Here is a 24,100-nt window from a genome sequence, read left to right on the forward strand (position 1 = left end):
CTGACGCCCTGCCCCGGCTGCACGACCCGCTACTCGACGGTGACCGACTTGGCCAGGTTGCGCGGCTGGTCGACGTCGAGGCCCTTGGCGGCGGCGAGCTCCATGCCGAAGATGTGCAGCGGCACGACCGACAGCAGGGGCTCGAAGAGCGGGGCCGCCAGCGGGATGTGCAGCACCTCGTCGGCGAAGGGCAGCACCGCGGCGTCGCCCTCTTCGGCGATCGCGATGACGCGGGCGCCGCGCGCGCGGATCTCTTGGATGTTCGAGACGACCTTGGGGTGCAAGGACCGCGGGTCGCGCGGGCTGGGGACGACGACGAAGACGATCTGACCGGGCTCGATCAGGGCGATCGGACCGTGCTTGAGCTCGCCGGCGGCGAAGCCCTCGGCGTGGATGTAGGCGAGCTCTTTCAGCTTGAGCGCGCCCTCGAGGGCGATGGGGTAGCCCACGTGACGCCCGAGGAACAGCACCGACCGGGTGTCGGCCATCCAGCCGGCGAGGGTCTTGATGCGCTCGGACGACTCGAGCACCTGCTCGATCTTGCCGGGGATCTCGTGCAGGTCGGTGACCTGCTCGGCGATGGCCTCGGCGCTGAGCGTGCCACGCAGGGTCGCCAGGTGCAGGCCCAGCAGGAAGAGCGCGGTGCCCTGGGCGACGAACGCCTTGGTCGACGCGACGGCGACCTCGGGGCCCGCGTGCGTGTAGAGCACGGCGTCGGACTCGCGCGGGATCGTCGAGCCCTGCGTGTTGCAGATCGACAGCACCTGGGCGCCCTGCTCTCGGGCGTACTTGACGGCCATCAGGGTGTCCATCGTCTCGCCCGACTGGCTGATCGACACCACGAGGGTCTTCTCGTCGAGGACCGGGTCGCGGTAGCGGAACTCGTGCGCCAGCTCGACCTCGACGGGGATGCGGGCCCACTGCTCGATGGCGTACTTGCCGAGGATGCCGGCGTAGGCGGCGGTGCCACAGGCGATGACGATGACGCGGTCGACGGTCAGGAGGCGCTCGCGCACGCCGTCGAGCTCGGTCAGGGTCACGGCGCCCTCGGCGGTGATGCGGCCGAGCAGCGTCTTGGCGACGGCCTCGGGCTCCTCGCTGATCTCTTTCGCCATGAAGCTGGACCAACCGCCCTTCTCGGCGGCCGAGGCGTCCCAGTCCACCTCGAACTCGGTCGTCTCGACGGGCGCCCCGGAGAAGTCGACGACCTCGACCGAGTCGGGACGGATCGTCACGAGCTGGTCCTGCCCGATCGACATGGCCCGACGGGTGTGGGCGACGAAGGCCGCGACGTCGCTGCCGAGGAAGTTCTCGCCGTCGCCCAGGCCGATGACGAGGGGCGAGTTGCGGCGGGCGCCGACGACGACGCCCGGCTGGTCGGCGTGCACGACGAGCAGCGTGAACGCGCCGTCGAGGGTGTTGACGACCGTGCGCAGGGCCTCGGTCAGGTCGCCGGAGGAACGGTAGGCCCGGGCCACCAGGTGCGCGGCGACCTCGGAGTCGGTCTCGCTGAGGAACTCGACGCCCTCGGCGAGCAGCTCGGCCTTGAGCTCGGAGAAGTTCTCGATGATGCCGTTGTGGATGAGGGCGAGCTTGCCGTCGTCCGCGAGGTGGGGGTGCGCGTTCGCGTCGGTCGGGCCACCGTGGGTCGCCCACCGGGTGTGGCCGATGCCGGTCGTGCCGTCGGTGAGCGGCGTCGCCTCGAGGTCGTCGACGAGCATCTGCAGCTTGCCGGCCTTCTTGCGGGTGCCGAGGTCGCCCGCGGCGTCGATCACGGCGACTCCCGCCGAGTCGTACCCGCGGTACTCGAGTCGCTTGAGGCCGCCCAGCAGCACCTCGATGCTCTTGTCACCCGTTCCGACGTATCCCACGATTCCACACATGGGGTCGATCCTAGAGGTTCCCGTCCGAGAGCCCGGCGGGCCGTGCCGACTCGCGTCGACCCCGGACCGGTAGCCTCGTGCGCATGGCCGAAGCCAACCCGACGACCGCGCCCTCCGCCGTGCACGCGAGCCCCTTCGTCGAGATCGGGCGCGACGCCTGGGCCGACCTGGCCCCGACGACGCGCCTGCCGCTGACCGAGACCGAGATCGTCCAGCTGCGCGGCCTCGGCGACCGCCTCGACATGCGCGAGGTGCAGGACGTCTACGTCCCGCTCAGCCGCCTCCTCAACCTCTACGCCGCCGGCGCCCGCAACCTGCACCGGGCCACGAGCGACTTCCTCGGCGAACGGGCCCAGCGCACGCCCTTCGTGATCGGCGTCGCCGGGTCGGTGGCCGTCGGCAAGTCGACCGTCGCGCGCCTCCTGCGAGAGCTGCTCAGCCGCTGGGACGACACCCCCCGCGTCGAGTTGGTGACCACCGACGGGTTCCTCTACCCGAACGCCGAACTCGAACGCCGCGGCATCATGAGCCGCAAGGGGTTCCCCGAGTCGTACGACCGCCGCCACCTGCTGCGGTTCGTCTCGCAGGTCAAGAGCGGCGCCGAAGAGGTGCGTGCGCCGTTCTACTCGCACACCAGCTACGACATCATGCCGAGCGCCGAGGTCGTCGTGCGGCGGCCCGACATCCTGATCGTCGAGGGCTTGAACGTGCTGCAGCCCGCCGTCGCCGGCCGGCTCGCCCTCAGCGACCTGTTCGACTTCACGGTCTACGTCGACGCCCGCACCGGCGACATCGAGAACTGGTTCGTCGAACGGTTCCTCGCGCTGCAGAAGGGCGCGTTCACCCAGGAGCGCTCGTTCTTCCACCGTTTCGCCGACATGAGCGAACCCGAGGCGCGGTCGTTCGCCTCGGGCATCTGGAAGTCGGTCAACGAGCCCAACCTGATCGAGAACGTGCTGCCGACCCGGTCACGGGCGACGCTCGTCCTGCGGAAGGCGGCCGACCACAAGGTCAGTTCGGTCCTGCTGCGCAAGATCTGAGCCGCGGCGACGCCGGGCCGGCTCAGGCGCCGCGTCCGGTCGGGCGCCGCAGCCGGTCGCGCACCGCGTCCGGTCGGGCGCCGCGTCCGGTCAGGAGGCGCGGGTGACGTCACCGGGACGTCGCGCCCCGTCCGCCGCCCGGGTCAGAGGGCGAGTCGCTCGCGCACGACGTCGGCCAGCGAGTGGGCGACGCGGTCGGCGGTCGGTTGGTCGGCGGCCTCGACCATCACGCGCACCACGGGCTCGGTGCCCGAGGGGCGGAGCAGTACGCGGCCGGTGTCGCCGAGCTCGGCCTCGAACCGGCGGACGGCCTCGGCCACGCCCTCGTCGGACGCGGCTCGCGAGCGGTCGACGTCCCGCACGTTGACCATGATCTGCGGGAAGACCGTCATGACCGAGGCGAGCTCGGCCAGGCTCTTGCCGGTCGCGGCCATGCGGGCCACGAGCGAGAGACCGGTGAGGATGCCGTCACCGGTGGTGGCGTAGTCGGCGAAGACGATGTGGCCGGACTGCTCGCCGCCGAGGGTGAAGCCGTGCTCGTTCATGTCCTCGAGCACGTAGCGGTCGCCGACCTTGGTCTGGCGGACCGTGATGCCGTGCTCGGCCATGGCGCGGATGAGGCCGAGGTTGCTCATCACCGTCGCGACGAGCGTGTCGTCGACGAGCGCGCCACGTTCTTTCTGCGCCAGGGCGATGATGGCCATGATCTGGTCGCCGTCGACCACGGCGCCGGTGGCGTCGACGGCCAGGCAGCGGTCGGCGTCGCCGTCGTGCGCGATGCCGACGTCGGCCCCGTGCTCGAGGACGGCCTTCGCGAGGTTGTCGAGGTGGGTCGACCCCACGCCGTCGTTGATGTTCACGCCGTCGGGATCGGCGCCGATCAGGGTGACCGTCGCGCCGGCGTCGGTGAACACCTCGGGAGAGACGGCCGAGGCGGCCCCGTGGGCGCAGTCGAGGACGACGTGGATGCCGTCGAGTCGGTTGGGCAGGGCGCCGAGCAGGTGCAGCACGTAGCGGTCCTCGGCGTCGGCGAACCGACGGATGCGGCCCACGTCGCCACCGATCGGCATCAGCTGCGGATCGGCCATGGCGGCCTCGATGCGGTCCTCGACCTCGTCGGGGAGCTTGGTGCCGCCGAAGGCGAAGAACTTGATGCCGTTGTCGGGCGCGGCGTTGTGCGAGGCGCTGATCATCACGCCGAAGTCGGCGCCGATGTCGTCGACCAGGAAGGCCGCGGCGGGGGTCGGGATGACTCCGGCGTCGAGCACGTCGACACCCGAGCTGGCGAGCCCGGCACAGACGGCCGCGGTGAGGAACTCACCGGAGATGCGGGGGTCGCGCGCGACGACGGCGACGGGGCGCCGTCCCTCGGCACGACGGGCATCGGCGTGATGCCCCTTCGTGAGCACCACCGCGCTCGCCTGGGAGAGCCCCAGGGCGAGCGCGGCGGTCAGCTCACGGTTGGCGAGGCCTCTGACACCGTCGGTACCGAACAAACGCGACATCGCGAGACCTGCCTTGTGTGGTGCTGGTTAGCGCTTCGAGAACTGCGAGGCCTTGCGGGCCTTCTTGAGACCGGCCTTCTTGCGCTCGATGACGCGGGCGTCACGGGTGAGGAAGCCGGCCTTCTTGAGCGTGGCGCGGTTGTTCTCGCGGTCGATCTCGTTCAGCGCACGGGCGATGGCGAGACGGAGGGCACCGGCCTGGCCCGAGGGGCCACCACCGGTGACCTTGACGGCCACGTCGTACGAGCCGAGCAGGTCGAGGACCTTGAACGGGTCGTTGATCAGCTGCTGGTGCAGCTTGTTGGGGAAGTAGTCCTCGAGGGTGCGACCGTTCACGACGATCGTGCCGGAGCCGGGCGTGAGGCGCGCACGAGCGATGGCCTCCTTGCGGCGACCGACGGCGGAACCGCCGACGCTCAGCACGGGGCGGGGCGTCGCGGCGGCCTCGGGGGCCGAGCTCTCGGTGGTGAAGCTCTCGGGAGCCTGGTCGATGGAATCTGCGATCTGAGCCACTGTGTGGGGGTCCTTAAGTCTGAAGGCGGACGCTACTGGGCGACCTGGTCGAGGGTGTAAACCGTGGGCTGCTGAGCAGCGTGGGGGTGCTCGGCACCCGCGTACACCTTCAGCTTCTTGATCTGGGCACGGCCCAGCGAGTTCTTCGGCAGCATGCCACGGATGGCCTTCTCGACCGCACGGGTGGGGTGCTTCTCGACCATCTCGGAGTACGTGGTGGCCGTGATGCCGCCCGGGTAACCCGAGTGACGGTAGTAGAGCTTCTCGGCCAGCTTGGAGCCGGTGAGGGCCACCTTGTCGGCGTTGATGACGATGACGAAGTCGCCCATGTCCATGTGGGGGGCGAAGGTCGGCTTGTGCTTGCCGCGCAGCAGGGCTGCCACGTGGCTCGCGAGGCGGCCGAGCACGACGTCGTTGGCGTCGATGATCAGCCAGTTCGGCTGAACGTCAGCCGGCTTGGGGGAGAAAGTGCGCGTCACAGTAGTGCTGCTTTCTGGTCGAGGTGAGAGGTTCGTGAATCCCGCTCCGTTGCCGTTGTCACCGCAGAGGCGATGAGAACGAGTCAGGTGGAGGGCTCAACTTCGGGCGAAAGCGCGCAGTTGCGCAGACACCAAGGGTTCACGTTACCCGACACGGGCCGGACGGTCAACCATCGCCCGCCTCGCCCCGGGGAGTCACTCCCCCAGCTGATCGTGCGACCGCTTCACCTGCGTCAGGGCCACCCGGGCGGCCATCTCGGCGTCGGGCGGGTAGCCGACCTCGACCATCGTGAGTCCGTGGGCGGGCACGACCCGGAACTCGCCGTTGCGCTGGGCCTCGCGCCGCACGCCCACCGCACGATGCGCCTCCATCGCTCCCTCGCCGACGGCCACGCAGGCGCCCACGAGGTTGCGCACGAGGTTGTGGCAGAACGCGTCCGCCTGCACCGAGGCGACGAGCACGCCGTCGGCCTCGCGCCTCCACGAGAACTCCTGCAGCTCGCGGATGGTGGTCGCGTAGTCGCGGTGTCGGCAGTACGCGGCCCAGTCGTGCAGGCCGAGCAGGCCGGACGCCGTCGCGTTCATCAGCTCGAGGTCGAGGCGTTGGTCGTACCAGAGGGTGTGGCTGCGCCTCGTCGGATCGCGTTCGGCCCCCCGGTCGGCGATGCGGTACTCGTAGCGGCGCCAGAGGGCGCCGAAGCGGGCGTGGAAACCCGGAGGCGCGACCCGGGCACCCGAGATCACGATCTCGTCGGACGCGCCCGCGAGCCCGTTCAACCGCCGGGCCAGCACGGTCGGGGCGTCGAGCGGGGACTGGTCGCGCATGCCGCGGTGCGGCTTCTGCAGCTGGGCGATCTGGGCGTCGGTGAGGTCGAGGTGCACCACCTGTCCGCGCGCGTGCACGCCGGCGTCGGTGCGACCCGCCACGGTCACGGTCGGCACGTCCCCCAGCCTGCGGAAGAGCGTCTGCAGAGCGGCCTCGATCTCGCCCTGCACCGTGCGGCGGCCGGGTTGTTCGCTCCAGCCCGAGAAGCCGGTGCCGTCGTACGCCACCCCGAGGCGGAGGCGCGTCAGGGCCGGGGCGTCGATCGTCACCCGATGATCCTACGGGGCCGACACCGCGCCTCCTCGGCCTGCCGGGTGGGCGGACGACGACGGCGGCCGCGACCCGGTCACCCGGGTCACGACCGCCGTCGGGCGCCTCCGCCTAGCCCATGCGGGAGGCGCGGTGCCGGACCACGAGGACCGTGCCACCCATCGCCATCAGCACCAGGGCGAGCGCCAGCCACCCGGCCAGGGGCGCGGAGCCCGTGAAGGCGAGCGAGCCGTCCGCGGTCGGTGCGGTCGTGCCCGGGGTGACCGCCCCGGGACCGGCACCCGGCACGGTCGGACCGGCTCCGGCTCCGGCTCCGGCTCCGGGCGTCGTGCCCGGGTCGGTCACCGGCGGGGCGGGGTCGACGGGAGCGGCGAGCAGCGACACCCCGACGACGACCGGGTCGTGGTCGCTCGAGCGGAACTGGTCGGGCTGGTACAGCTGCTCGGCGTTGTAGTTGAAGCGGCTGTACTCGAGGCCGATGCCCTCACCCGAGTTGATGTTCCAGATGTCCACGCCCGTGACGGCCTCGGCCGCGGCGGGCGAGGCGAGCACGTGGTCGAGGGACCCGCTGAGGCCGCTGAAGACGTAGCTGTACTCGTCGGTCCCGGTCGAGCCGAGGTCGACGTAGCCGGCCTGGCGGAGCACCTCGATCGGGTCCTCCTGGCTGTAGGCGTTGAAGTCGCCGAGCAGGAACACCTTGTCGGTCCCCGCAGCGGCCTCACGCTCGGCGGCGAAGGCGACCAGGGCGTTCGCCTGGTTGACGCGCGAGCCGTTCGAACCGCCCTGACCGTCACCCTGGTCGGCGTCCGGGCCCGAACCGCTGCCCTTCGACTTGAAGTGGTTCGCGATCGCGACGAAGGTCGAGCCGGCGTCACCGCCGACGGGCCGGAAGGCCTGCGCGAGCGGCTGCCGGGCGTTGCTGAACGCGGCCGATCCGGTCAGGATCGTCGACCCTCCGACGGGCTCGGCGACGGCCTTCTTGTAGATGAAGGCCAGACGGATGACGTCCTCGTTGGCGGGCAGCGCCTCCGGTGAGCGCGCGTAGTCCCAGACCTCGCTGCCGGCCGCGGCGTTGAGCGCCCCGACCAGGGTCGCGAGTGCGGAGTCGCGGTCCTCGCCGAAGCGGGCCGAGTTCTCGATCTCCTCGAGCGACACGACGTCGGCGCCCAGGGCGGTGATCGCCGTGACGATCTTCACCTGCTGGCGGGCGAGGTTCTCGGCGTTCGCGGCACCACGAGCGTCGCAGCCGCTGTTCACCGTCACCGGCGCACCCGCGCGGTCCGTGTAGAACGTGCAGCCGCGCAGCTGGTCGCCCGTCGTCGTGAAGTAGTTGAGCACGTTGAAGCTTGCGAGCTTCAGGTCGCCTCCCACCTCGCGCGGGGCGTCGGTCCGGATGTCCTCGAACGTGACGGGCAGGTCGCCGTAGGCCGTGTCACCCGTGAGGCGGGCGGTCGGCTGGTACTTCCAGGCCGAGTTGCGGAAGTCGAACACGACCGGCTTCGTGAAGGCGACCGAGGCGCCCACCGTGACGGGGTTCTCGTTCGAGAGGTAGGGCAGCGGGATCGACTGGTTGGCCGCGGTGAAGAAGTTCGTCGTGGCACCGTCGTCGAGGGTCACGGCTCGGGCCGCGTTGTCGGCGACCACCGCCGCGTAGCCCGGGGAGCCCGGACGCGCGACCTCGGTGGGCTGGATCAGCGGCCGGTCACCCGAGGCGAGCTTGACCTCGCCGTACTGGTTCGTCGTGTAGGTGTCCGCGACGGTGAACTCGCCCTGAGGCAGCACGAGCATGCTCTCGAGCGTCTCGCGCTGGGCGTCGGTGGCGGGCAGGGCGACGGTCGCCGCCTGGGGTGCCGCGACGGTCGAGGCGTCGAGCGCCCGGAGCGACGCCGCACCGGTGACGGTGATCTGCGTCAGGCCGAAGAACTCGGTGACGGTCCCGTCGACCTCGACGTAGTCGCCGACGGCGACCGAGGAGGCGGTGCTCGCGGAGTACACGAACAGCGCGTCCGACGCGACGTGCGTCGCCAGGTCGAGTGCGCCACCGGTGCCCGGGGTCTGGATGACGTAGCCGTCGAGGCCGCCCGTGGGGTAGGTGGCCGTGACGACGCCCCGCGTGGTCACCGTGCGACCGACGAGAGGGCTCGTGCCGGTCGCGCCCTGGATCTGGGCGACCGTCACGTCGGCCTCGGGGGTCGGCTCGGGCTGCGGCTCGGGCTCCGGACCGGGGTCGGTGCCCGTGCCGCCGGAGTTCTGCGGGGTGACGGTGGTCTGCGTCGAGAAGTCGGCCGCGTTGACGTCGGTGTCCACACCAGCGGTGCGGGCCAACGAGTTGGGCGTCGGGTTCGTTCCCGTCACGGGAGCGACGGTCGTCTCGAAGGTGTTCGAGGCGCCGTAGCCGAGCAGGTCGACCACGCCCGGCGTCCCGGCGGGGATCGAACCGGGTGCGAGCGTCAACGGCTCGGCGCCGTTCGACAACAGGACCGTTCCCGTGGTGCCGCTCGGGTTGAGAGAGGCACTCGCGTCGGGGGCGGGCAGGTCGGCGCCCGTGGTGCCGTTGCCCGGGATCGCCACGAGGAAGTAGCCACCGGCCGCGATGGTGCCGGCGAGTTCGGCGGCGGAGAACTGCCCGGCGCCCGTCGCCGAGCGGTACTGCAGGGACCAGCCGGCCAGCGACACCGACGCCGTCGTGGGGTTGTACAGCTCGACGAACTTGCGGTTGAAGGGAGCGTTGGCGCTGCCTCCCTTGAGGTAGGCCTCGTTGATGACCACCGACGAGCCGTCGGGCGCGGCGAGGGCGGGCGCGGCGGTCGCGAGAGGGGCGAGCCCGAGCGCGAGGGCCATGCCCGTCGTGAGGGCGAGGGCCTTGAGTGGGCGGGGGCGTGGCGACATGACGTCCTTCGTGATCGGGTCGGGCTCCGGTCACCGTAGGCGGCACAGGTGCACCACAGGTGTCGCAGAACAATCGCCAAGGTAAACGACCCCCGCCCGGGGGGCCAGTCCTCTCTTGTGCGGACCCCCTCCTGCTCCCTGCACGACGAAGGGCCCGTCACCTCACGGTGACGGGCCCTCCGGGTGGTGCTGGTGGGTCTACTTGGCTGCTTCGTCGTCCGACTTCGCAGCGGCGTCGGCCTCGACCTCGTCGGCGGCAGCCGTCTCGGTCTCGGCCTCGACGGGAGCCGACTCCTCGACGGTCTCGGTCTCGTCGACGGGAGCCTCGGTGGGCTCCTCGGCGACGGGCTCGGCGACCGGAGCCGCCGCGGCGGTGGTCTTCGAGTTCTTGACCTTGGGGCTCACGGGCTCGAGGACGAGCTCGATGGACACCATCGACGCGTTGTCACCCTTGCGGAAGCCGAGCTTCGTGATGCGGGTGTAGCCGCCGTCACGGTTCTCGACCAGCGGGGCGATCTCGGTGAAGAGGATGTGGGCGGCCTCTTTGTTGTTGCGCAGGGTCTGCATGGCGCGACGACGCGAGTGCAGGTCGCCACGCTTCGCGAAGGTCACGAGACGCTCGGCGACGGGACGGAGGCGCTTGGCCTTGGTCTCGGTCGTCTTGATCGTCTTGTGCTCGAAGAGCGAGGCGGCCAGGTTGGCCAGCATGAGGCGCTCGTGCGCCGGGCCGCCTCCGAGGCGGGGTCCCTTGGTGGGCTTGGGCATTGTCTGTTCCTAAGTGAGTCGAGAGTGGAGGGCGTCGGGCGGAGAGACCTAGTTGGTGGTCTCTTCTTCGTCGTAACCGCTGTAGAAGTGGGCTCCGTCGAACCCGGGGACCGTGTCCTTGAGCGAGAGGCCGAGCTCGACGAGCTTGTCCTTCACCTCGTCGACCGACTTCTGACCGAAGTTGCGGATGTTCATCAACTGGGTCTCGGACAGGGCGACCAGCTCGGACACCGTGTTGATGCCCTCGCGCTTCAGGCAGTTGTAGCTGCGGACCGACAGGTCGAGGTCCTCGATCGGGGTCTGCAGCTCGCTCGACAGGACGGCGTCGACCGGCGCGGGGCCGATCTCGATGCCCTCGGCGGCGGTGTTCAGCTCGCGGGCGAGGCCGAACAGCTCGGTCAGCGTGCGACCGGCCGAGGCGATGGCGTCACGGGGCGAGATCGACGGCTTCGACTCGACGTCGACGACCAGGCGGTCGAAGTCGGTGCGCTCACCGGCACGCGTCGCCTCGACGCGGTAGGTGACCTTGAGCACGGGCGAGTAGATCGAGTCGATCGGGATCTGACCGGCTTCGCTGAACTCGCTCCGGTTCTGCACGGCCGACACGTAACCACGGCCACGCTCGATCGTGAGCTCGAGCTCGAACTTCGCCTTGTCGTTCAGCGTGGCGATGACGAGCTCGGGGTTGTGGATCTCGACGCCGGCCGGAGCCGAGATGTCGGCGGCCGTGACCTGACCCGCACCCTGCTTGCGCAGGTAGGCCGTGATGGGCTCGTCGTGCTCGCTGGCGACGACCAGCTGCTTGATGTTGAGGATGACCTCGGTGACGTCCTCTTTCACTCCGGGGACGGTCGTGAACTCGTGCAGCACACCGTCGATGCGGATGCTGGTGACAGCAGCGCCGGGGATCGACGAGAGAAGCGTGCGGCGCAGCGAGTTGCCGAGGGTGTAACCGAAGCCTGGCTCGAGGGGCTCGATCACGAAGCGGGAGCGGAACTCCGAGATGTTCTCCTCGGTGAGGGTGGGGCGCTGTGCAATGAGCACTGTTTAATCCTTTCGGCGAAGAGTCCGCTATATGACTCTTGGCGGTACGACAGGTGGCTGGCCCGTCGGGTCTGTTGAGTTGTGGGCACCTCGGGCGAACACGCGGGAGGCGGTGCTGACGCGGGGGAGCCCGCCGTACCCGACGGACCCCGGTGACGGGGCCCGTCGGGCACGGCGGGCGGTAACTCAGTTAGACGCGACGACGCTTCGGCGGGCGGCAGCCGTTGTGCGCCTGGGGGGTGACGTCGTTGATCGAACCGACCTCGAGGCCTGCGGCCTGGAGCGAGCGGATCGCCGTCTCGCGACCCGAACCCGGGCCCTTGACGAAGACGTCGACCTTCTTGACACCGTGCTCCTGCGCCTGGCGGGCGGCGGACTCGGCGGCGAGCTGCGCGGCGAACGGGGTCGACTTGCGCGAGCCCTTGAAGCCGACGGCGCCGGACGAGGCCCAGCTCAGGACGGCGCCCGAGGGGTCGGTGATCGAGACGATCGTGTTGTTGAACGTGCTCTTGATGTGGGCCTGGCCCACGGCGACGTTCTTCTTCTCTTTGCGGCGGGGCTTACGCGCGGCCGTCTTCGGTGCTGCCAATTTTTTCTCCTACAACCTTGAGGGGCGTACGGCGGGAGCCGAGGCCTATCGAGCCTTCTTCTTGCCGGCGACGGTGCGCTTCGGGCCCTTGCGGGTACGAGCGTTCGTCTTGGTGCGCTGGCCGCGGACGGGGAGGCCGCGGCGGTGGCGGATGCCCTCGTAGCTACCGATCTCGACCTTGCGGCGGATGTCGGCGGCCACCTCGCGGCGGAGGTCACCCTCGACCTTGTAGTTGCCCTCGATGTAGTCGCGGAGCAGGACGAGCTGGTCGTCCGTGAGGTCCTTGACGCGGATGTTGCCGTCGATCTCGGTCTCGGCGAGAGTCTTGAGCGCGCTGGTGCGGCCGACTCCGTAGATGTAGGTCAGTGCGACTTCGACGCGCTTGTCGCGCGGGATGTCAACGCCTGCTAGACGTGCCATGATGGCCTCTTTTCAGAGATGGTGGAGGTCTGTCACAGCACCGGTGCCCGGGCCTCCGACCCGGGGTGTCCCCCGCCTCCGTCCACCCTGTCGGGCTTCCGTGACGAGTTCTGGTGCTGCTGGGAGGGTGTTGCTGTGTGACCCGGCTCGGCCGGGTCGGCATCGGCACGTCGCCGGAGCGACGGACGAGTCAGCCCTGACGCTGTTTGTGGCGCGGGTTGCTCTTGCAGATGACCATGACGTTGCCCTTGCGGCGGATGACCTTGCAGTGCTCGCAGATGGGCTTGACGCTGGGGTTGACCTTCATTGATGATTCCTTGATCTCGCTGGCTTCGTGCCCCACGGGTGCGTGGGGCCGTTCCTTTCCAGCACGCCCTACTTGTAGCGGTAGACGATCCGGCCGCGGGTCAGGTCGTAGGGGCTGAGCTCCACGATCACACGGTCTTCGGGCAGGATGCGGATGTAGTGCTGCCGCATCTTGCCGGAGATGTGCGCGAGGACCCTGTGTCCGTTGGTCAACTCAACGCGGAACATCGCGTTGGGCAGAGCTTCGATCACTGCGCCTTCGATTTCGATGACACCGTCTTTTTTGGCCATAGCCTCACTGTCGCTAAGAATAGGGGTGTTGGTCGTGCGGGGATGCGATGCCCAGGCGCGCAGAAACGCACACGGAACACCAAAGGTCGATCCTAGGTGATGCCGGTATAGTTCAGCAACCCGGCTGGTCAACCCGACACGCCGGAGCACCCGCCGACCTCTGCCGCCCACCTCGGCCGTCGTCTCGTCGGGTACGCGTCACGACTGCCGGGAGCACCATGCCTGACCGCTCGACCACCCCCTCCTCCCCTCGGGGGGTCGCTCGTCACGGCCGACTCCGCCGCCGCGGCCCCGTCCGCATGCTCCTGGGGCTCGTCGCCGGGACGATGGCCGTCGTGCTCGTGAGCGGCGTGTCCGTCGCGGCCATCGCGGTCCGCTCCGCGACCTCGGGCGTGCAGACGGTCTCTCTCGGCAACGAGGACGAGGTCGCCGGGGTCGACATCTCGGCCATCCAGGGCGGCGCCAACATCCTGCTGGTGGGCAGCGACGAACGCGACGACGGCAGCCAGGTCGACGCCGGCGAGGTCGACGGCATCCGCAACGACGTGACGATCCTGGCCCACCTCTCGGCGGACCACACCCAGCTGACGGCCGTGAGCTTCCCCCGCGACCTGATGATCGACGTACCCGAATGCGTCGGCGACGACGGCCAGGTGTACCCGGCCGAGGACTACGTGCAGTTCAACACGACCCTCGGACGCGGTGGCCTCTCGTGCACCGTCAAGACGGTCGAGGGCATGACCGGACTGGCGATCCCCTACGCCGGCAAGATCACCTTCGACGGCGTCATCGAGATGTCGAACGCCATCGGTGGGGTCGACGTCTGCGTCACGCGGACGATCCGGGACACCGACTCGGGCATCGACCTGACCGCGGGCACCCACACCCTGCAGGGCGCCGAGGCCCTCGCCTTCCTGCGGACCCGACACGGCGTCGGCGACGGAAGCGACATCGCGCGCATCAGCTCGCAGCAGGTCTTCCTGTCCTCGATGATGCGCAAGATCATCTCGGGCGGCACCCTCGGCGACGTGACGACGCTCTACAAACTCGCCTCGGCCGCCCTGAGCAACATGACGTTGTCGTCCACCCTCGACTCCCCCGACACGCTCGTGCGCCTGGCCCTCGCACTGAAGGACATCCAGCCCGCGGGGATCGTCTTCGTCCAGTACCCGGTCGTCGACGATTCGCGGGACCCGAACAGGGTGGTGCAGTCCACGACCGACGCCGCGGCCCTGAACGCCGCCCTGAACGCCGACCAGAAGTTCACCCTCGGTGACGACAGCGCCGGACGTGGCTCCGTCTCGGACGGGACGGCCCCGGCCGCGACCACGCCCCCCGCCGCACCGAGCGAGACGTCGACGCCGTCCGACACGACGTCGGAGTCCTCCGTGCCGGCCGCCCCGGTCGCGACGGACACTCCGACGACCACGCTGCCCTCGACCATCACGGGCCAGTCGGCGGCCGAGGCCACCTGCAGCGTCGGCTCGTCCCGCTGAGCCGCACCGAGCCTCCTCGCGTCGTCGGCGTGAGCCGAGGAGGCGCGGGTCAGGCGATCCGGACGGGTGTCACTCCCAGCGGTGCCAGACCCGCGGCGCCGCCGTCCTGTGCCGTGAGCACCCAGATGCCACCGTCGTGCACCGCGATCGAGTGCTCCCAGTGCGCGGCCATCGAGCCGTCGCGCGTGGTGACGGTCCACCCGTCGTCGTGGGTCACCGTGTCGATTCCGCCCGACGTGACCATGGGCTCGATGGCGATCACCAGGCCGGGCCGGACGGCGGGGCCACGTCCGCGGACGCGGTAGTTGAACACCGGCGGGTCCTCGTGCATCGAACGACCGATGCCGTGGCCGGTGTAGTCCTCGATGATGCCGAAGTCGCCCTGCCCGTCGATGTAGTCCTCGATGGCGCCCCCCACCTCGTTGAGGTGCGAGGCCGACGCCAGCGCGGCGATGCCGTGCCAGAGGGACTGCTCGGTGACCTCGTTCAACCGACGCCGCTCGGCCACCACGTCGGGGCGGCCGGCATCGTCCAGGACGAAACTCCGTGCGCTGTCGCCGTTCCAGCCGTCGAGTTGCGCTCCGCTGTCGACGGAGACGAGGTCCCCCGCCGCCAGCACGCGCGCACCGGGGATGCCGTGGACGACCTCGTCACCGACCGACGCGCACACCGTGTGACGGTAGCCGGGCACCAACATGAAGTTGGGTTCTCCCCCACCGTCTCGGATGACGGCTTCGGCGACGGCGTCGAGTTCGAGCGTGGACACCCCGGGACGAACGGCGGACTGGACGGCGTCGAGCGACGCGGCCGTCAACAGCCCCGGCGCGACCAGACGTCTGAGTTCGTCGGCCGTCTTGTAGATGCCGGAGCGGCGGAACGCCACGAGGTCAGGAGGCCGAGGCGACGCACGTGAAGCCGCGAGCGGCCAAGGCCGACTCGATGCGCCCGGCGACCTCGTCGATGCTGCCCAGACCGTCGACCTCGACGAGGATTCCTCGATCTCGGTACGTGTCGATCAGGGGTGCGGTCTCGCGGAGGTAGACGTCCTGGCGGTGGCGGATGGCGTCCTCGGTATCGTCGGAACGACCCTGGTCGACGGCACGCCGGCGCAGTCGCTCGACGATCTCGTCCCGCTCGGCGACCAGCTGGACGACGGTCGTCAAGGACTGCCCCTGCGCAGCGAGGTGCTCGTCGAGGAATTGGACCTGCTGCAGCGTGCGTGGGTAGCCGTCGAGGAGGAAGCCCTCGCTCGCATCGGCCTGCGACAGCCGGTCGGAGATGAGCTCGTTGGTGAGGCTGTCCGGTACGTAGTCGCCCGCGTCGAGGATCGCCTTGACCTTGAGACCGAGCTCGGTCTCGTTCTTGACGTTGGCGCGGAAGATGTCGCCGGTCGAGATCGCGGGGATGCCCAACGACTCGGCGATCGCGACCGCCTGGGTGCCCTTGCCGGCCCCGGGGGGACCGACGATGAGGAGGCGCGGGCTGAGTCGGGTCTCAGCGGCGCTCATCGGAGCAGGCCCTCGTAGTGACGCTGCTGCAGCTGCGAGTCGATCTGCTTGACCGTCTCGAGGCCGACGCCCACGATGATCAGGATGCTGGCGCCTCCGAAGGGGAAGTTCTGGTTCGCACCGACCGTGGCCAACGCGATCAGCGGGATGAGCGCGATGATGCCGAGGTACAAGGCACCGGGCAGCGTCACACGCGTCAGCACGTAGTCGAGGTACTCGGCCGTGGGGCGACCGGCCCGGATGCCCGGGATGAACCCGCCGTACTTCTTCATGTTGTCGGCGACCTCTTCGGGGTTGAAGGTGATCGCGACGTAGAAGTAGGTGAAACCGACGATGAGGGCGAAGTACAGGACCATGTAGAGCGGGTTGTCGCCCGAGGTGAGGTTGGCCTGCACCCAACTGACCCAGGCGGGCGGAGCCGTTCCGTCGGAGGGCTGGTTGAACTGGGCGACGAGGGCCGGGAGGTAGAGCAGCGACGAGGCGAAGATGACCGGCACGACGCCGGCCATGTTGACCTTGATCGGGATGTACGTGTTGTTGCCACCGTACGTGCGCCGACCGACCATGCGTTTGGCGTACTGGACGGGGATCCGCCGTTGGGACTGCTCGACGAAGACGACGAGCGCCATGATGATCAGTCCGACCGCGATGACGAGCAGGAAGATCTCGAAGCTGCGCGACTGCGCGATGCTCCAGAGGGCCGTCGGGAAGCGGGCGGCGATCGAGGTGAAGATCAGCAGCGACATGCCGTTGCCGATGCCGCGCTCGGTGATGAGCTCGCCCATCCACATGATGAGGCCGGTACCGGCGGTCATCGTGACGACCATGAGCATGACGGCGTACCAGGCGTCGTTCGTGATCAGCTGGCTGCACTCCGCGATGCCGGACGAACCGAACAGGGCACCCGAGCGGGCCACGGTGATGAGCGTCGTCGACTGGAGGACGCCGAGAGCGATGGTGAGGTACCGCGTGTACTGCGTGAGCTTCGCCTGCCCGGACTGGCCCTCTTTGTAGAGGGTGTCGAAGTGGGGGATGACCACGCGCAGCAGCTGCACGATGATCGACGAGGTGATGTAGGGCATGATGCCCAACGCGAAGACGGACAGCTGCAGCAGAGCACCACCGCTGAACAGGTTGACGAGCTCGTAGAGACCCGAGGTGCCCTGGTTGCCCGCGAGGCAGGCCTGCACGTTCTGGTAGTCGACGAACGGCGCGGGGATGAAGCTACCCAACCGGAAGAGCGCGATGATGCCGAGCGTGAACCCGATCTTGCGACGCAGGTCGGGGGTGCGCATGATGCGCGCGACAGCTCTGAACACGTGGGGCCTCCCGGTATGAAGGATAGACGACTGATGGGGGTGGCCCTGGCGGACCACCCCCTCAGGTGATTTTTACTTGCTGACGGACCCGCCGGCGGCGACGATCTTGTCCTCGGCGGAGCCGGAGACCTTGTCGACCGCGACGGTGAGCTTGACGCTCAGGTCGCCCTGTCCGAGGACCTTGACCTTCTCATTCTTGCGAACGGCACCCTTGGCGACGAGGTCACCGACGGTGACGTCACCACCCTGCGGGTAGAGCTCGTTCAGCTTCTCGAGGTTGACCACCTGGTACTCGACGCGGAACGGGTTCTTGAACCCGCGCAGCTTCGGAGTACGCATGTGGAGCGGCATCTGGCCACCCTCGAATCCGACCTTGACCTGGTACCGGGCCTTCTGACCCTTGGTGCCACGACCGGCCGTCTTACCCTTCGAGCCCTCACCACGGCCGACGCGCGTCTTCGCCTTCTTGGCACCGGGAGCCGGACGAAGGTGGTGCACCTTGAGCACCTGGGGACGCGCGACGTCGTCGGAGGACGTCGTCGAGGCGGGAGCGGCCTTGGTGGTCGAACCCGTCGAAGCAGCGGCCTTGTCGGCTGCGGGCTTCTTGGCGGCAGCCTTGGGAGCTGCTGCCTTGGTGGTCGTCGCCTTGGGGGCGGCGGCCTTCTTCGGGGCGGCCTTCGCGGCGGCCTCGTTCTTCTCGTCAGCCATTAGTCAATCTCCTCGACCTTCACGAGGTGGGCGACCGTGTTGACGTAGCCGCGGTTCTGCTTGGTGTCCTCGCGAACGACCGACTGGCCGATGCGCTTGAGGCCCAGGCTCCGCAGCGTGTCACGCTGGTTCTGCTTCTCGCTGATTACGGACTTGATCTGGGTCACCTTGAGGTTGGCGGCCATCAGGCACCTGCCTTCTCGGTCGCGGCGGTACGAGCTGCCTGCTCGGCGCGGACCATGAAGGCCGGCATGACAGCGTCGATGTCGAGTCCACGACGGGCGGCGACGGCACGCGGCTCTTCGAGCTGCTGCAACGCCTCGACCGTGGCGTGGACGATGTTGATCGTGTTCGACGAACCGAGCGACTTGCTCAGGACGTCGTGCACGCCGGCGCACTCGAGCACGGCGCGGACGGGACCGCCGGCGATGACACCGGTACCGGCCGAGGCCGGACGCAGCATGACGACGCCTGCAGCGGCTTCACCCTGCACGGGGTGCGGGATCGTGTTGCCGATGCGCGGGACGCGGAAGAAGTTCTTCTTGGCCTCTTCGACGCCCTTGCTGATGGCCGTGGGGACCTCTCGGGCCTTGCCGTAGCCGACACCGACCAGGCCGTTGCCGTCACCGACGACGACGAGTGCGGTGAAGCTGAAGCGACGACCGCCCTTGACGACCTTCGACACGCGGTTGATCGTGACGACGCGCTCCAGGAACTGGCTCTTGTCGTCACGGTCGCCGCGTCCGCGGCCACCCTGGTTGCGGTCACCGCGACCCTGGCCGCCACGGCGGTCGGTGCGACCACCCTCGCGGTTGTTCGACTCCGAGCCGGCAGCGGTCTCGACGGGACGCTCGACGACGGCCTCAGCCGGCGCCTTGGTCGCTTCGGTCTCTGCGGGGGGAGTGGTGTTCGTAGCGTCGCTCACAGGTTCAAACCAGCCTCTCGGGCGCCTTCGGCGATGGCCGCGACGCGTCCGGCGTACTTGTTGCCGCCGCGATCGAACACGACGGCCTCGATGCCCGCAGCCTTCGCACGTTCGGCGACGAGCTCGCCGACCTTGCGGGACTTCGCGGTCTTGTCACCGTCGAACGTGCGCAGGTCGGCCTCGAGGGTCGATGCGCTGGCGACGGTGAAGCCCTTGCTGTCGTCGACGACCTGCACGAACACGTGCCGGGCCGAACGGGTGACGACGAGACGGGGGCGCTCTTCGGTGCCCACGACCTTCTTGCGCAGGCGGGTGTGACGGCGCTTGGTGGCAGCCGACTTGCTTTTTCCTCGTGTACCGAGACCCATGATTACTTACCTGACTTTCCGGCCTTGCGGCGGACGACCTCGCCGGCGTAGCGGACACCCTTGCCCTTGTAGGGCTCGGGCTTGCGCAGCTTGCGGATGTTGGCAGCCATCTCGCCGACGGCCTGCTTGTCGATCCCGACGACGGTGAGCTTGTTGTTGCCCTCGACCGTGAAGCTGATGCCCGCGGGCGGCTCGACGGTGATGGGGTGCGAGTAACCCAGGGCGAACTCGACGTTCGAGCCCTTGGCCTGGACGCGGTAACCGGTTCCGACGACTTCGAGGCCCTTGGTGTAGCCCTCGGTGACGCCGATGATCTGGTTGGCGATCAGGGTGCGCGTGAGGCCGTGGAGCGAACGCGACTCGCGCTCGTCGTCCGGACGGGTCACGACGACCGTGCCTTCTTCGATCTTGGCTTCGATGGGGCTCTTGACGACGAGCGACAGCTCACCCTTGGGGCCCTTGACGCTGACGGCCTGGCCGTCGATCTTCACGTCGACCCCGGCAGGGATCGAGATGGGGAGTCTTCCGATTCGAGACATGACGAGTTACCACACGTAGGCGAGGACTTCTCCGCCTACGCCCTTCTTCTGGGCCTCACGGTCGGTCAACAGACCGGAGGAAGTCGACAGGATGGCGACACCGAGGCCACCGAGCACCTGGGGGATCTCGGTCGACTTGGCGTAGACGCGGAGGCCGGGCTTCGACACGCGCTTGATGCCCTTGATGGAGCGCTCACGGGCGGGGCCGTACTTGAGGTCGATCGTGAGGGTCTGGCCGACGCGGGCGTCTTCGACCTTCCACGATTCGATGAAACCCTCGCGCTTGAGGATCTCGGCGATGTGGGACTTGAGCTTGCTGCTCGGGAGCGACACGGTCTCGTGGAAAGCCGAGTTCGCGTTGCGCAGTCTGGTCAGCAGGTCTGCGACCGGATCTGTCATCGTCATGCGGTTTGTCACTTTCTCGTCCGGTTTCGACATCCGGTACACCGGGTGCCGACCTGGGCGATCGATTGGTCGACGAGCGGTTCTCGTCGACCTCAGGGGAACGGCCGGCAACTCTACGAGAGAGTTGCCGACCGGACGATCTTAGTTGGCCGAGTCGGCCGAACGGAACGGGAACCCGAGCGCCTTGAGCAGCGCGCGACCCTCGTCGTCGTTCTTGGCGGTCGTGACGACGGTGATGTCGAAGCCACGGACGCGGTCGATGCGGTCCTGGTCGATCTCGTGGAACATGCTCTGCTCGTTGAGACCGAAGGTGTAGTTGCCGTTTCCGTCGAACTGGCGGTCGCTCAGACCACGGAAGTCACGGATGCGGGGCAGCGCCAGCGACAGCAGTCGGTCGAGGAACTCCCAGGCGCGGTCACCGCGGAGCGTGACGTGGGCACCGATCGGCTGGCCCTCGCGCAGCTTGAACTGCGCGATGGACTTGCGTGCCTTGGTGACCTGGGGCTTCTGGCCGGTGATGGCCGTCAGGTCCTTGATGGCACCGTCGATGATCTTGCTGTCGCGTGCGGCCTCACCGACACCGGTGTTGACGACGATCTTCACGAGCCCGGGCACCTGGTGCACGTTCGTGAAGCCGAAGTCGGACTTCAGCTGCTCGATGATCTCGGCGCGGTACTTGGCCTTCAGCCGCGGGAGGGCCGTGGCCTGCGTGGTGGTGTCGGTCATCAGAGGTTCTCACCAGACTTCTTGGCGTAACGGACGCGAACGGTCTTGGACACGCCGTCCTTGGTGACCGTCTCTTCGCGGAAGCCGACGCGGGTGGGCTTCTTGGTCTTGGGGTCGACGACGGCGACGTTCGACACGTGGATGGGAGCCTCGTGCGTCTCGATGCCACCGGTCTTGGAACCACGCTGGGTCTGGCCGACGCGCACGTGCTTGGTCACGAAGTTGACGCCTTCGACGACCACGCGGTTGCGCTCGACGAGCACCTCGAGGACCTTGCCCTGCTTGCCGCGGTCTCCGCCGCGGGCCTGCGAGGCACCGGTGATGACCTGCACGAGGTCACCCTTCTTGATGTTTGCCATGACTTAGATAACCTCCGGCGCCAGCGAGATGATCTTCATGAACTTCTTGTCGCGGAGTTCGCGACCGACCGGTCCGAAGATGCGGGTTCCGCGGGGGTCTCCGTCGGCCTTCAGGATCACTGCGGCGTTCTCGTCGAACTTGATGTAAGAGCCGTCCGGACGACGGACCTCTTTCTTGGTGCGAACGATGACGGCCTTGACGACGTCACCCTTCTTCACGTTGCCACCGGGGATGGCGTCCTTCACCGTGGCGACGATGACGTCACCCAGGCCGGCGTAACGACGGCCGGAGCCACCGAGCACGCGGATGGTGAGGATCTCTTTTGCCCCGGTGTTGTCGGCGATCTTGAGGCGGGATTCTTGCTGAATCACTTGTGTCTCCTTCTACGCAAGCAGGCCGCGAGGCCTACTTCGCCTTCTCGAGGATCTCGACCAGGCGCCAGCGCTTGGAGGCGCTGAGCGGACGGGTCTCGCTGATCACGACGAGGTCACCGACGCCGGCCGAGTTGGCCTCGTCGTGGACCTTGACCTTGGACGTGCGGCGGATGACCTTGCCGTACAGGGGGTGCTTCACGCGGTCCTCGACCTCGACGACGATGGTCTTCTCCATCTTGTCGCTGGTCACGTAGCCGCGACGCGTCTTGCGGTAGCCGCGGACCTCGACGGCAGCCGAGTCGACCTCGGTCTTGTTCTCGGTGGCCATTACTTGCTCTCCTCGGCGGTCTCGTCAGCCGTCTCGGCCGGCTTGTCAGCCTTCTTGGTCGACTTCTTGGCGGCCTTGGGGGCCGCCTCGACCGGGGCGGGGGTGGCACGGATGCCGAGCTCGCGCTCACGCAGGACCGTGTAGATGCGAGCGATGTCGCGCTTCACGGCACGCAGGCGGCCGTGGCTCTCGAGCTGGCCGGTGGCCGACTGGAAGCGGAGGTTGAAGAGTTCTTCCTTCGCCTTCTTCAGCTCATCGACGAGACGCTCGTCTTCGAATGTGTCGAGCTCGACAGGACGGAGCTCCTTGGAACCGATCGCCATTATGCGTCGCCCTCCTCGCGCTTGATGATGCGTGCCTTGAGGGGCAGCTTGTGGATTGCGCGAGTGAGCGCCTCTTTGGCGATCTCCTCGCTCACGCCGCTGAGCTCGAAGAGCACGCGACCCGGCTTGACGTTCGCGACCCACCACTCGGGCGAGCCCTTACCGGAACCCATGCGGGTCTCGGCGGGCTTCTTCGTGAGGGGACGGTCGGGGTAGATGTTGATCCACACCTTTCCGCCACGCTTGATGTGACGCGTCATGGCGATACGAGCGGACTCGATCTGACGGTTGGTCACGTAAGCGGGCGTGAGGGCCTGGATGCCGTACTCACCGAAGCTGACCTTGGTGCCACCAGTGGCCTGGCCGCTACGGCCGGGGTGGTGCTGCTTGCGGTGCTTGACACGACGGGGGATAAGCATGGTTACGCCTCAGCTCCTGTGGTGGCGGGTGCCTTCTGCTCGCGGGGAGCGCGGTCGCCCCCGCCGCGGCGGGCGCCGTCACGGTCGTTGCGGCGCTCGGGGCGAGACGACTTCTGGTTCGCCTGCTCGCGCGCGAGCTCCTTGTTGGTGATGTCGCCCTTGTAGATCCAGACCTTGACACCGATGCGACCGAAGGTGGTCTTGGCCTCGTAGAAGCCGTAGTCGATGTTGGCGCGGAGCGTGTGCAGGGGGACGCGGCCCTCGCGGTAGAACTCCGAGCGGCTCATCTCGGCGCCGCCGAGACGGCCCGACACCTGGATGCGGACACCCTTGGCACCGGCACGCTGGGCGCCCTGGAGCCCCTTGCGCATCGCACGACGGAACGCCACGCGAGCAGCGAGCTGCTCGGCGATGCCCTGGGCGACGAGCTGGGCCTCGGCCTCGGGGTTCTTGACCTCGAGGATGTTGAGCTGGATCTGCTTGCTCGTGAGCTTCTCGAGGTCGCCGCGGATGCGCTCGGCCTCGGCGCCACGACGACCGATCACGATGCCCGGACGGGCGGTGTGGATGTCGACGCGGACGCGGTCACGGGTGCGCTCGATCTCGATCTTCGCCACGCCGGCGCGGTCGAGCGAGGTCTTCAGCAGGGTGCGGATCTTGACGTCCTCGGCGACGTAGTCGCTGTAACGCTGTCCCGGCTTCGTGCTGTCGGTGAACCACCGCGACACGTGGTCGGTGGTGATGCCCAGACGGAAGCCGTACGGGTTGACTTTCTGGCCCATTACTTGCTCGCCTTCTTCGTAGCGTCGGCAGCCTCGACCTCATCAGGCGTCGAGAGGACGATCGTGATGTGGCTGGTGCGCTTCAGGATCTTGAAGGCGCGGCCCTGTGCACGCGGCTGGAACCGCTTGAGGGTGGCGCCCTGGTCGACGAATGCACGACTGATGTACAGGTCCTGCTCGTCGAGGTAGCTGTTCGAGGCGTCCGCCTTGACCCGGGCGTTGGCCATGGCCGACGCGACGAGCTTGTAGACGGGCTCGCTGGCGCCCTGAGGTGCGAACTTCAGGATCGCCAGAGCCTCGGCGGCCTGCTTGCCGCGGATCAGGTTGACGACACGACGGGCCTTCATGGGGGTGACGCGGATGTGACGCACGCGTGCGATCGACTCCACCATTTCTCTCCTCCTTCACGTCGCCGCGTTAGCGGCGACGACCCTTCTTGTCGTCCTTCACGTGACCACGGAAGGTGCGGGTGGGCGCGAACTCACCGAGCTTGTGGCCGATCATGCTCTCGGTCACGAACACGGGGATGTGCTTGCGTCCGTCGTGCACGGCGATGGTGTGCCCAAGCATGTTGGGGACGATCATCGAACGGCGCGACCAGGTCTTGATGACGTTCTTGGTGCTGGCCTCGTTCTGCGAGACGACCTTGCGAAGCAGGTGGTCGTCAACGAAGGGGCCCTTCTTAAGACTGCGTGGCATC

32 protein-coding genes are annotated in these 24,100 nt (G+C 68.3%); 2 read left to right on the forward strand and 30 right to left on the reverse strand.

The window, feature by feature from the left end:
• Window positions 1-29: 29 nt before the first annotated feature.
• Window positions 30-1,883 (reverse strand): glutamine--fructose-6-phosphate transaminase (isomerizing), encoded by a 1,854-nt coding sequence (glmS, locus tag ACIOSR_RS12125; RefSeq protein WP_192122965.1) that lies wholly within the window; start codon window positions 1,881-1,883, stop codon window positions 30-32.
• An 83-nt stretch (window positions 1,884-1,966) separates the two neighbouring features.
• Here glmS and coaA point away from each other — a divergent pair, with 83 nt between their 5' ends.
• A complete protein-coding gene (coaA, locus tag ACIOSR_RS12130) occupies window positions 1,967-2,923 on the forward strand; it encodes a type I pantothenate kinase (protein ID WP_123571284.1) in 957 nt (318 codons plus the stop codon).
• Between the two features lie 143 nt (window positions 2,924-3,066).
• Here the strand turns inward: coaA and glmM are convergent, their stop codons facing one another.
• The 11 genes from glmM to infA form a co-directional block, all read right to left on the reverse strand.
• On the reverse strand, window positions 3,067-4,428 hold the full coding sequence (glmM, locus tag ACIOSR_RS12135; RefSeq protein ID WP_402752754.1) for a phosphoglucosamine mutase: 1,362 nt from the start codon (window positions 4,426-4,428) through the stop codon (window positions 3,067-3,069).
• A gap of 27 nt (window positions 4,429-4,455) precedes the next feature.
• Window positions 4,456-4,941, reverse strand: coding sequence for a 30S ribosomal protein S9 (gene rpsI / locus ACIOSR_RS12140; protein WP_082059799.1), 486 nt, complete (start codon window positions 4,939-4,941; stop codon window positions 4,456-4,458).
• Between the two features lie 32 nt (window positions 4,942-4,973).
• Window positions 4,974-5,420, reverse strand: coding sequence for a 50S ribosomal protein L13 (rplM, locus tag ACIOSR_RS12145; RefSeq protein ID WP_043593314.1), 447 nt, complete (start codon window positions 5,418-5,420; stop codon window positions 4,974-4,976).
• A 195-nt stretch (window positions 5,421-5,615) separates the two neighbouring features.
• Window positions 5,616-6,515, reverse strand: a complete 900-nt coding sequence (locus ACIOSR_RS12150) for a tRNA pseudouridine(38-40) synthase TruA (protein WP_236557048.1) — start codon at window positions 6,513-6,515, stop codon at window positions 5,616-5,618.
• A gap of 112 nt (window positions 6,516-6,627) precedes the next feature.
• Window positions 6,628-9,405 (reverse strand): ExeM/NucH family extracellular endonuclease, encoded by a 2,778-nt coding sequence (locus tag ACIOSR_RS12155; protein WP_402752755.1) that lies wholly within the window; start codon window positions 9,403-9,405, stop codon window positions 6,628-6,630.
• A gap of 198 nt (window positions 9,406-9,603) precedes the next feature.
• Window positions 9,604-10,170, reverse strand: coding sequence for a 50S ribosomal protein L17 (gene rplQ, locus ACIOSR_RS12160; RefSeq protein ID WP_402752756.1), 567 nt, complete (start codon window positions 10,168-10,170; stop codon window positions 9,604-9,606).
• Between the two features lie 48 nt (window positions 10,171-10,218).
• Window positions 10,219-11,214: a DNA-directed RNA polymerase subunit alpha gene (locus tag ACIOSR_RS12165; RefSeq protein ID WP_043593322.1), complete on the reverse strand. Its 996-nt coding sequence runs from the start codon at window positions 11,212-11,214 to the stop codon at window positions 10,219-10,221.
• A 190-nt stretch (window positions 11,215-11,404) separates the two neighbouring features.
• Window positions 11,405-11,803 (reverse strand): 30S ribosomal protein S11, encoded by a 399-nt coding sequence (gene rpsK, locus ACIOSR_RS12170; RefSeq protein WP_043593323.1) that lies wholly within the window; start codon window positions 11,801-11,803, stop codon window positions 11,405-11,407.
• Window positions 11,804-11,848: 45 nt separating this feature from the next.
• Window positions 11,849-12,223, reverse strand: coding sequence for a 30S ribosomal protein S13 (gene rpsM, locus ACIOSR_RS12175; RefSeq protein ID WP_043593325.1), 375 nt, complete (start codon window positions 12,221-12,223; stop codon window positions 11,849-11,851).
• Window positions 12,224-12,413: 190 nt separating this feature from the next.
• Entirely contained in the window at window positions 12,414-12,530 is a 117-nt protein-coding gene (rpmJ, locus tag ACIOSR_RS12180) for a 50S ribosomal protein L36 (RefSeq protein WP_043593327.1), read from the reverse strand.
• 68 nt (window positions 12,531-12,598) lie between these two features.
• Window positions 12,599-12,820, reverse strand: a complete 222-nt coding sequence (gene infA / locus ACIOSR_RS12185; protein WP_043593329.1) for a translation initiation factor IF-1 — start codon at window positions 12,818-12,820, stop codon at window positions 12,599-12,601.
• Window positions 12,821-13,038: 218 nt separating this feature from the next.
• Between infA and ACIOSR_RS12190 the strand changes: the two genes are divergently transcribed.
• The gene (locus ACIOSR_RS12190) at window positions 13,039-14,316 is read left to right on the forward strand and encodes an LCP family protein (RefSeq protein WP_402752757.1); all 1,278 of its coding nucleotides are present in this window, start codon (window positions 13,039-13,041) and stop codon (window positions 14,314-14,316) included.
• A gap of 49 nt (window positions 14,317-14,365) precedes the next feature.
• Here the strand turns inward: ACIOSR_RS12190 and map are convergent, their stop codons facing one another.
• The 18 genes from map to rpsS all read right to left on the reverse strand — a co-directional run bounded on the left by map (window position 14,366) and on the right by rpsS (window position 24,099).
• Window positions 14,366-15,199 (reverse strand): type I methionyl aminopeptidase, encoded by an 834-nt coding sequence (map, locus tag ACIOSR_RS12195; protein ID WP_402752758.1) that lies wholly within the window; start codon window positions 15,197-15,199, stop codon window positions 14,366-14,368.
• Window positions 15,200-15,203: 4 nt separating this feature from the next.
• Window positions 15,204-15,824: an adenylate kinase gene (locus tag ACIOSR_RS12200; protein WP_402752759.1), complete on the reverse strand. Its 621-nt coding sequence runs from the start codon at window positions 15,822-15,824 to the stop codon at window positions 15,204-15,206.
• Window positions 15,821-17,143, reverse strand: coding sequence for a preprotein translocase subunit SecY (gene secY, locus ACIOSR_RS12205; RefSeq protein WP_043593336.1), 1,323 nt, complete (start codon window positions 17,141-17,143; stop codon window positions 15,821-15,823). Before secY ends, ACIOSR_RS12200 begins: the two co-directional genes overlap by 4 nt.
• Window positions 17,144-17,215: 72 nt before the next feature.
• Window positions 17,216-17,851, reverse strand: coding sequence for a 50S ribosomal protein L15 (gene rplO / locus ACIOSR_RS12210; RefSeq protein ID WP_082460060.1), 636 nt, complete (start codon window positions 17,849-17,851; stop codon window positions 17,216-17,218).
• Complete coding sequence (rpmD, locus tag ACIOSR_RS12215) at window positions 17,851-18,036, reverse strand: 50S ribosomal protein L30 (protein ID WP_043593338.1); 186 nt, start codon at window positions 18,034-18,036, stop codon at window positions 17,851-17,853. Before rpmD ends, rplO begins: the two co-directional genes overlap by 1 nt.
• Window positions 18,036-18,776: a 30S ribosomal protein S5 gene (gene rpsE, locus ACIOSR_RS12220; RefSeq protein WP_043593339.1), complete on the reverse strand. Its 741-nt coding sequence runs from the start codon at window positions 18,774-18,776 to the stop codon at window positions 18,036-18,038. Before rpsE ends, rpmD begins: the two co-directional genes overlap by 1 nt.
• A complete protein-coding gene (rplR, locus tag ACIOSR_RS12225) occupies window positions 18,773-19,144 on the reverse strand; it encodes a 50S ribosomal protein L18 (RefSeq protein ID WP_043593341.1) in 372 nt (123 codons plus the stop codon). The genes rpsE and rplR overlap by 4 nt, the downstream gene beginning before the upstream one ends.
• Before the next feature lie 2 nt (window positions 19,145-19,146).
• The gene (rplF, locus tag ACIOSR_RS12230) at window positions 19,147-19,683 is read right to left on the reverse strand and encodes a 50S ribosomal protein L6 (protein ID WP_043593343.1); all 537 of its coding nucleotides are present in this window, start codon (window positions 19,681-19,683) and stop codon (window positions 19,147-19,149) included.
• A 6-nt stretch (window positions 19,684-19,689) separates the two neighbouring features.
• Window positions 19,690-20,088 carry a 30S ribosomal protein S8 gene (rpsH, locus tag ACIOSR_RS12235; protein ID WP_043593344.1) on the reverse strand — a complete coding sequence of 133 codons (399 nt, stop codon included), beginning with the start codon at window positions 20,086-20,088 and terminating at the stop codon, window positions 19,690-19,692.
• Window positions 20,089-20,229: 141 nt separating this feature from the next.
• Entirely contained in the window at window positions 20,230-20,814 is a 585-nt protein-coding gene (rplE, locus tag ACIOSR_RS12240; RefSeq protein WP_402752760.1) for a 50S ribosomal protein L5, read from the reverse strand.
• Window positions 20,814-21,173 (reverse strand): 50S ribosomal protein L24, encoded by a 360-nt coding sequence (gene rplX / locus ACIOSR_RS12245; RefSeq protein ID WP_043593348.1) that lies wholly within the window; start codon window positions 21,171-21,173, stop codon window positions 20,814-20,816. The genes rplE and rplX overlap by 1 nt, the downstream gene beginning before the upstream one ends.
• Window positions 21,174-21,176: 3 nt before the next feature.
• On the reverse strand, window positions 21,177-21,545 hold the full coding sequence (gene rplN, locus ACIOSR_RS12250) for a 50S ribosomal protein L14 (RefSeq protein WP_043593350.1): 369 nt from the start codon (window positions 21,543-21,545) through the stop codon (window positions 21,177-21,179).
• Window positions 21,546-21,579: 34 nt separating this feature from the next.
• Window positions 21,580-21,876, reverse strand: coding sequence for a 30S ribosomal protein S17 (gene rpsQ / locus ACIOSR_RS12255; RefSeq protein ID WP_056043557.1), 297 nt, complete (start codon window positions 21,874-21,876; stop codon window positions 21,580-21,582).
• Window positions 21,876-22,199: a 50S ribosomal protein L29 gene (rpmC, locus tag ACIOSR_RS12260; RefSeq protein WP_054145424.1), complete on the reverse strand. Its 324-nt coding sequence runs from the start codon at window positions 22,197-22,199 to the stop codon at window positions 21,876-21,878. The genes rpsQ and rpmC overlap by 1 nt, the downstream gene beginning before the upstream one ends.
• On the reverse strand, window positions 22,199-22,618 hold the full coding sequence (gene rplP, locus ACIOSR_RS12265; protein WP_043593355.1) for a 50S ribosomal protein L16: 420 nt from the start codon (window positions 22,616-22,618) through the stop codon (window positions 22,199-22,201). The genes rpmC and rplP overlap by 1 nt, the downstream gene beginning before the upstream one ends.
• Window positions 22,619-22,620: 2 nt before the next feature.
• Entirely contained in the window at window positions 22,621-23,400 is a 780-nt protein-coding gene (rpsC, locus tag ACIOSR_RS12270) for a 30S ribosomal protein S3 (RefSeq protein ID WP_043593357.1), read from the reverse strand.
• Window positions 23,400-23,792 (reverse strand): 50S ribosomal protein L22, encoded by a 393-nt coding sequence (gene rplV / locus ACIOSR_RS12275; protein ID WP_043593358.1) that lies wholly within the window; start codon window positions 23,790-23,792, stop codon window positions 23,400-23,402. The genes rpsC and rplV overlap by 1 nt, the downstream gene beginning before the upstream one ends.
• Window positions 23,793-23,817: 25 nt before the next feature.
• Window positions 23,818-24,099 carry a 30S ribosomal protein S19 gene (gene rpsS / locus ACIOSR_RS12280; RefSeq protein WP_043593360.1) on the reverse strand — a complete coding sequence of 94 codons (282 nt, stop codon included), beginning with the start codon at window positions 24,097-24,099 and terminating at the stop codon, window positions 23,818-23,820.
• Window position 24,100: the final 1 nt, after the last annotated feature.

The organism is Frigoribacterium sp. NPDC087798 (genome assembly GCF_044742985.1).
Classification (GTDB): domain Bacteria; phylum Actinomycetota; class Actinomycetes; order Actinomycetales; family Microbacteriaceae; genus Frigoribacterium.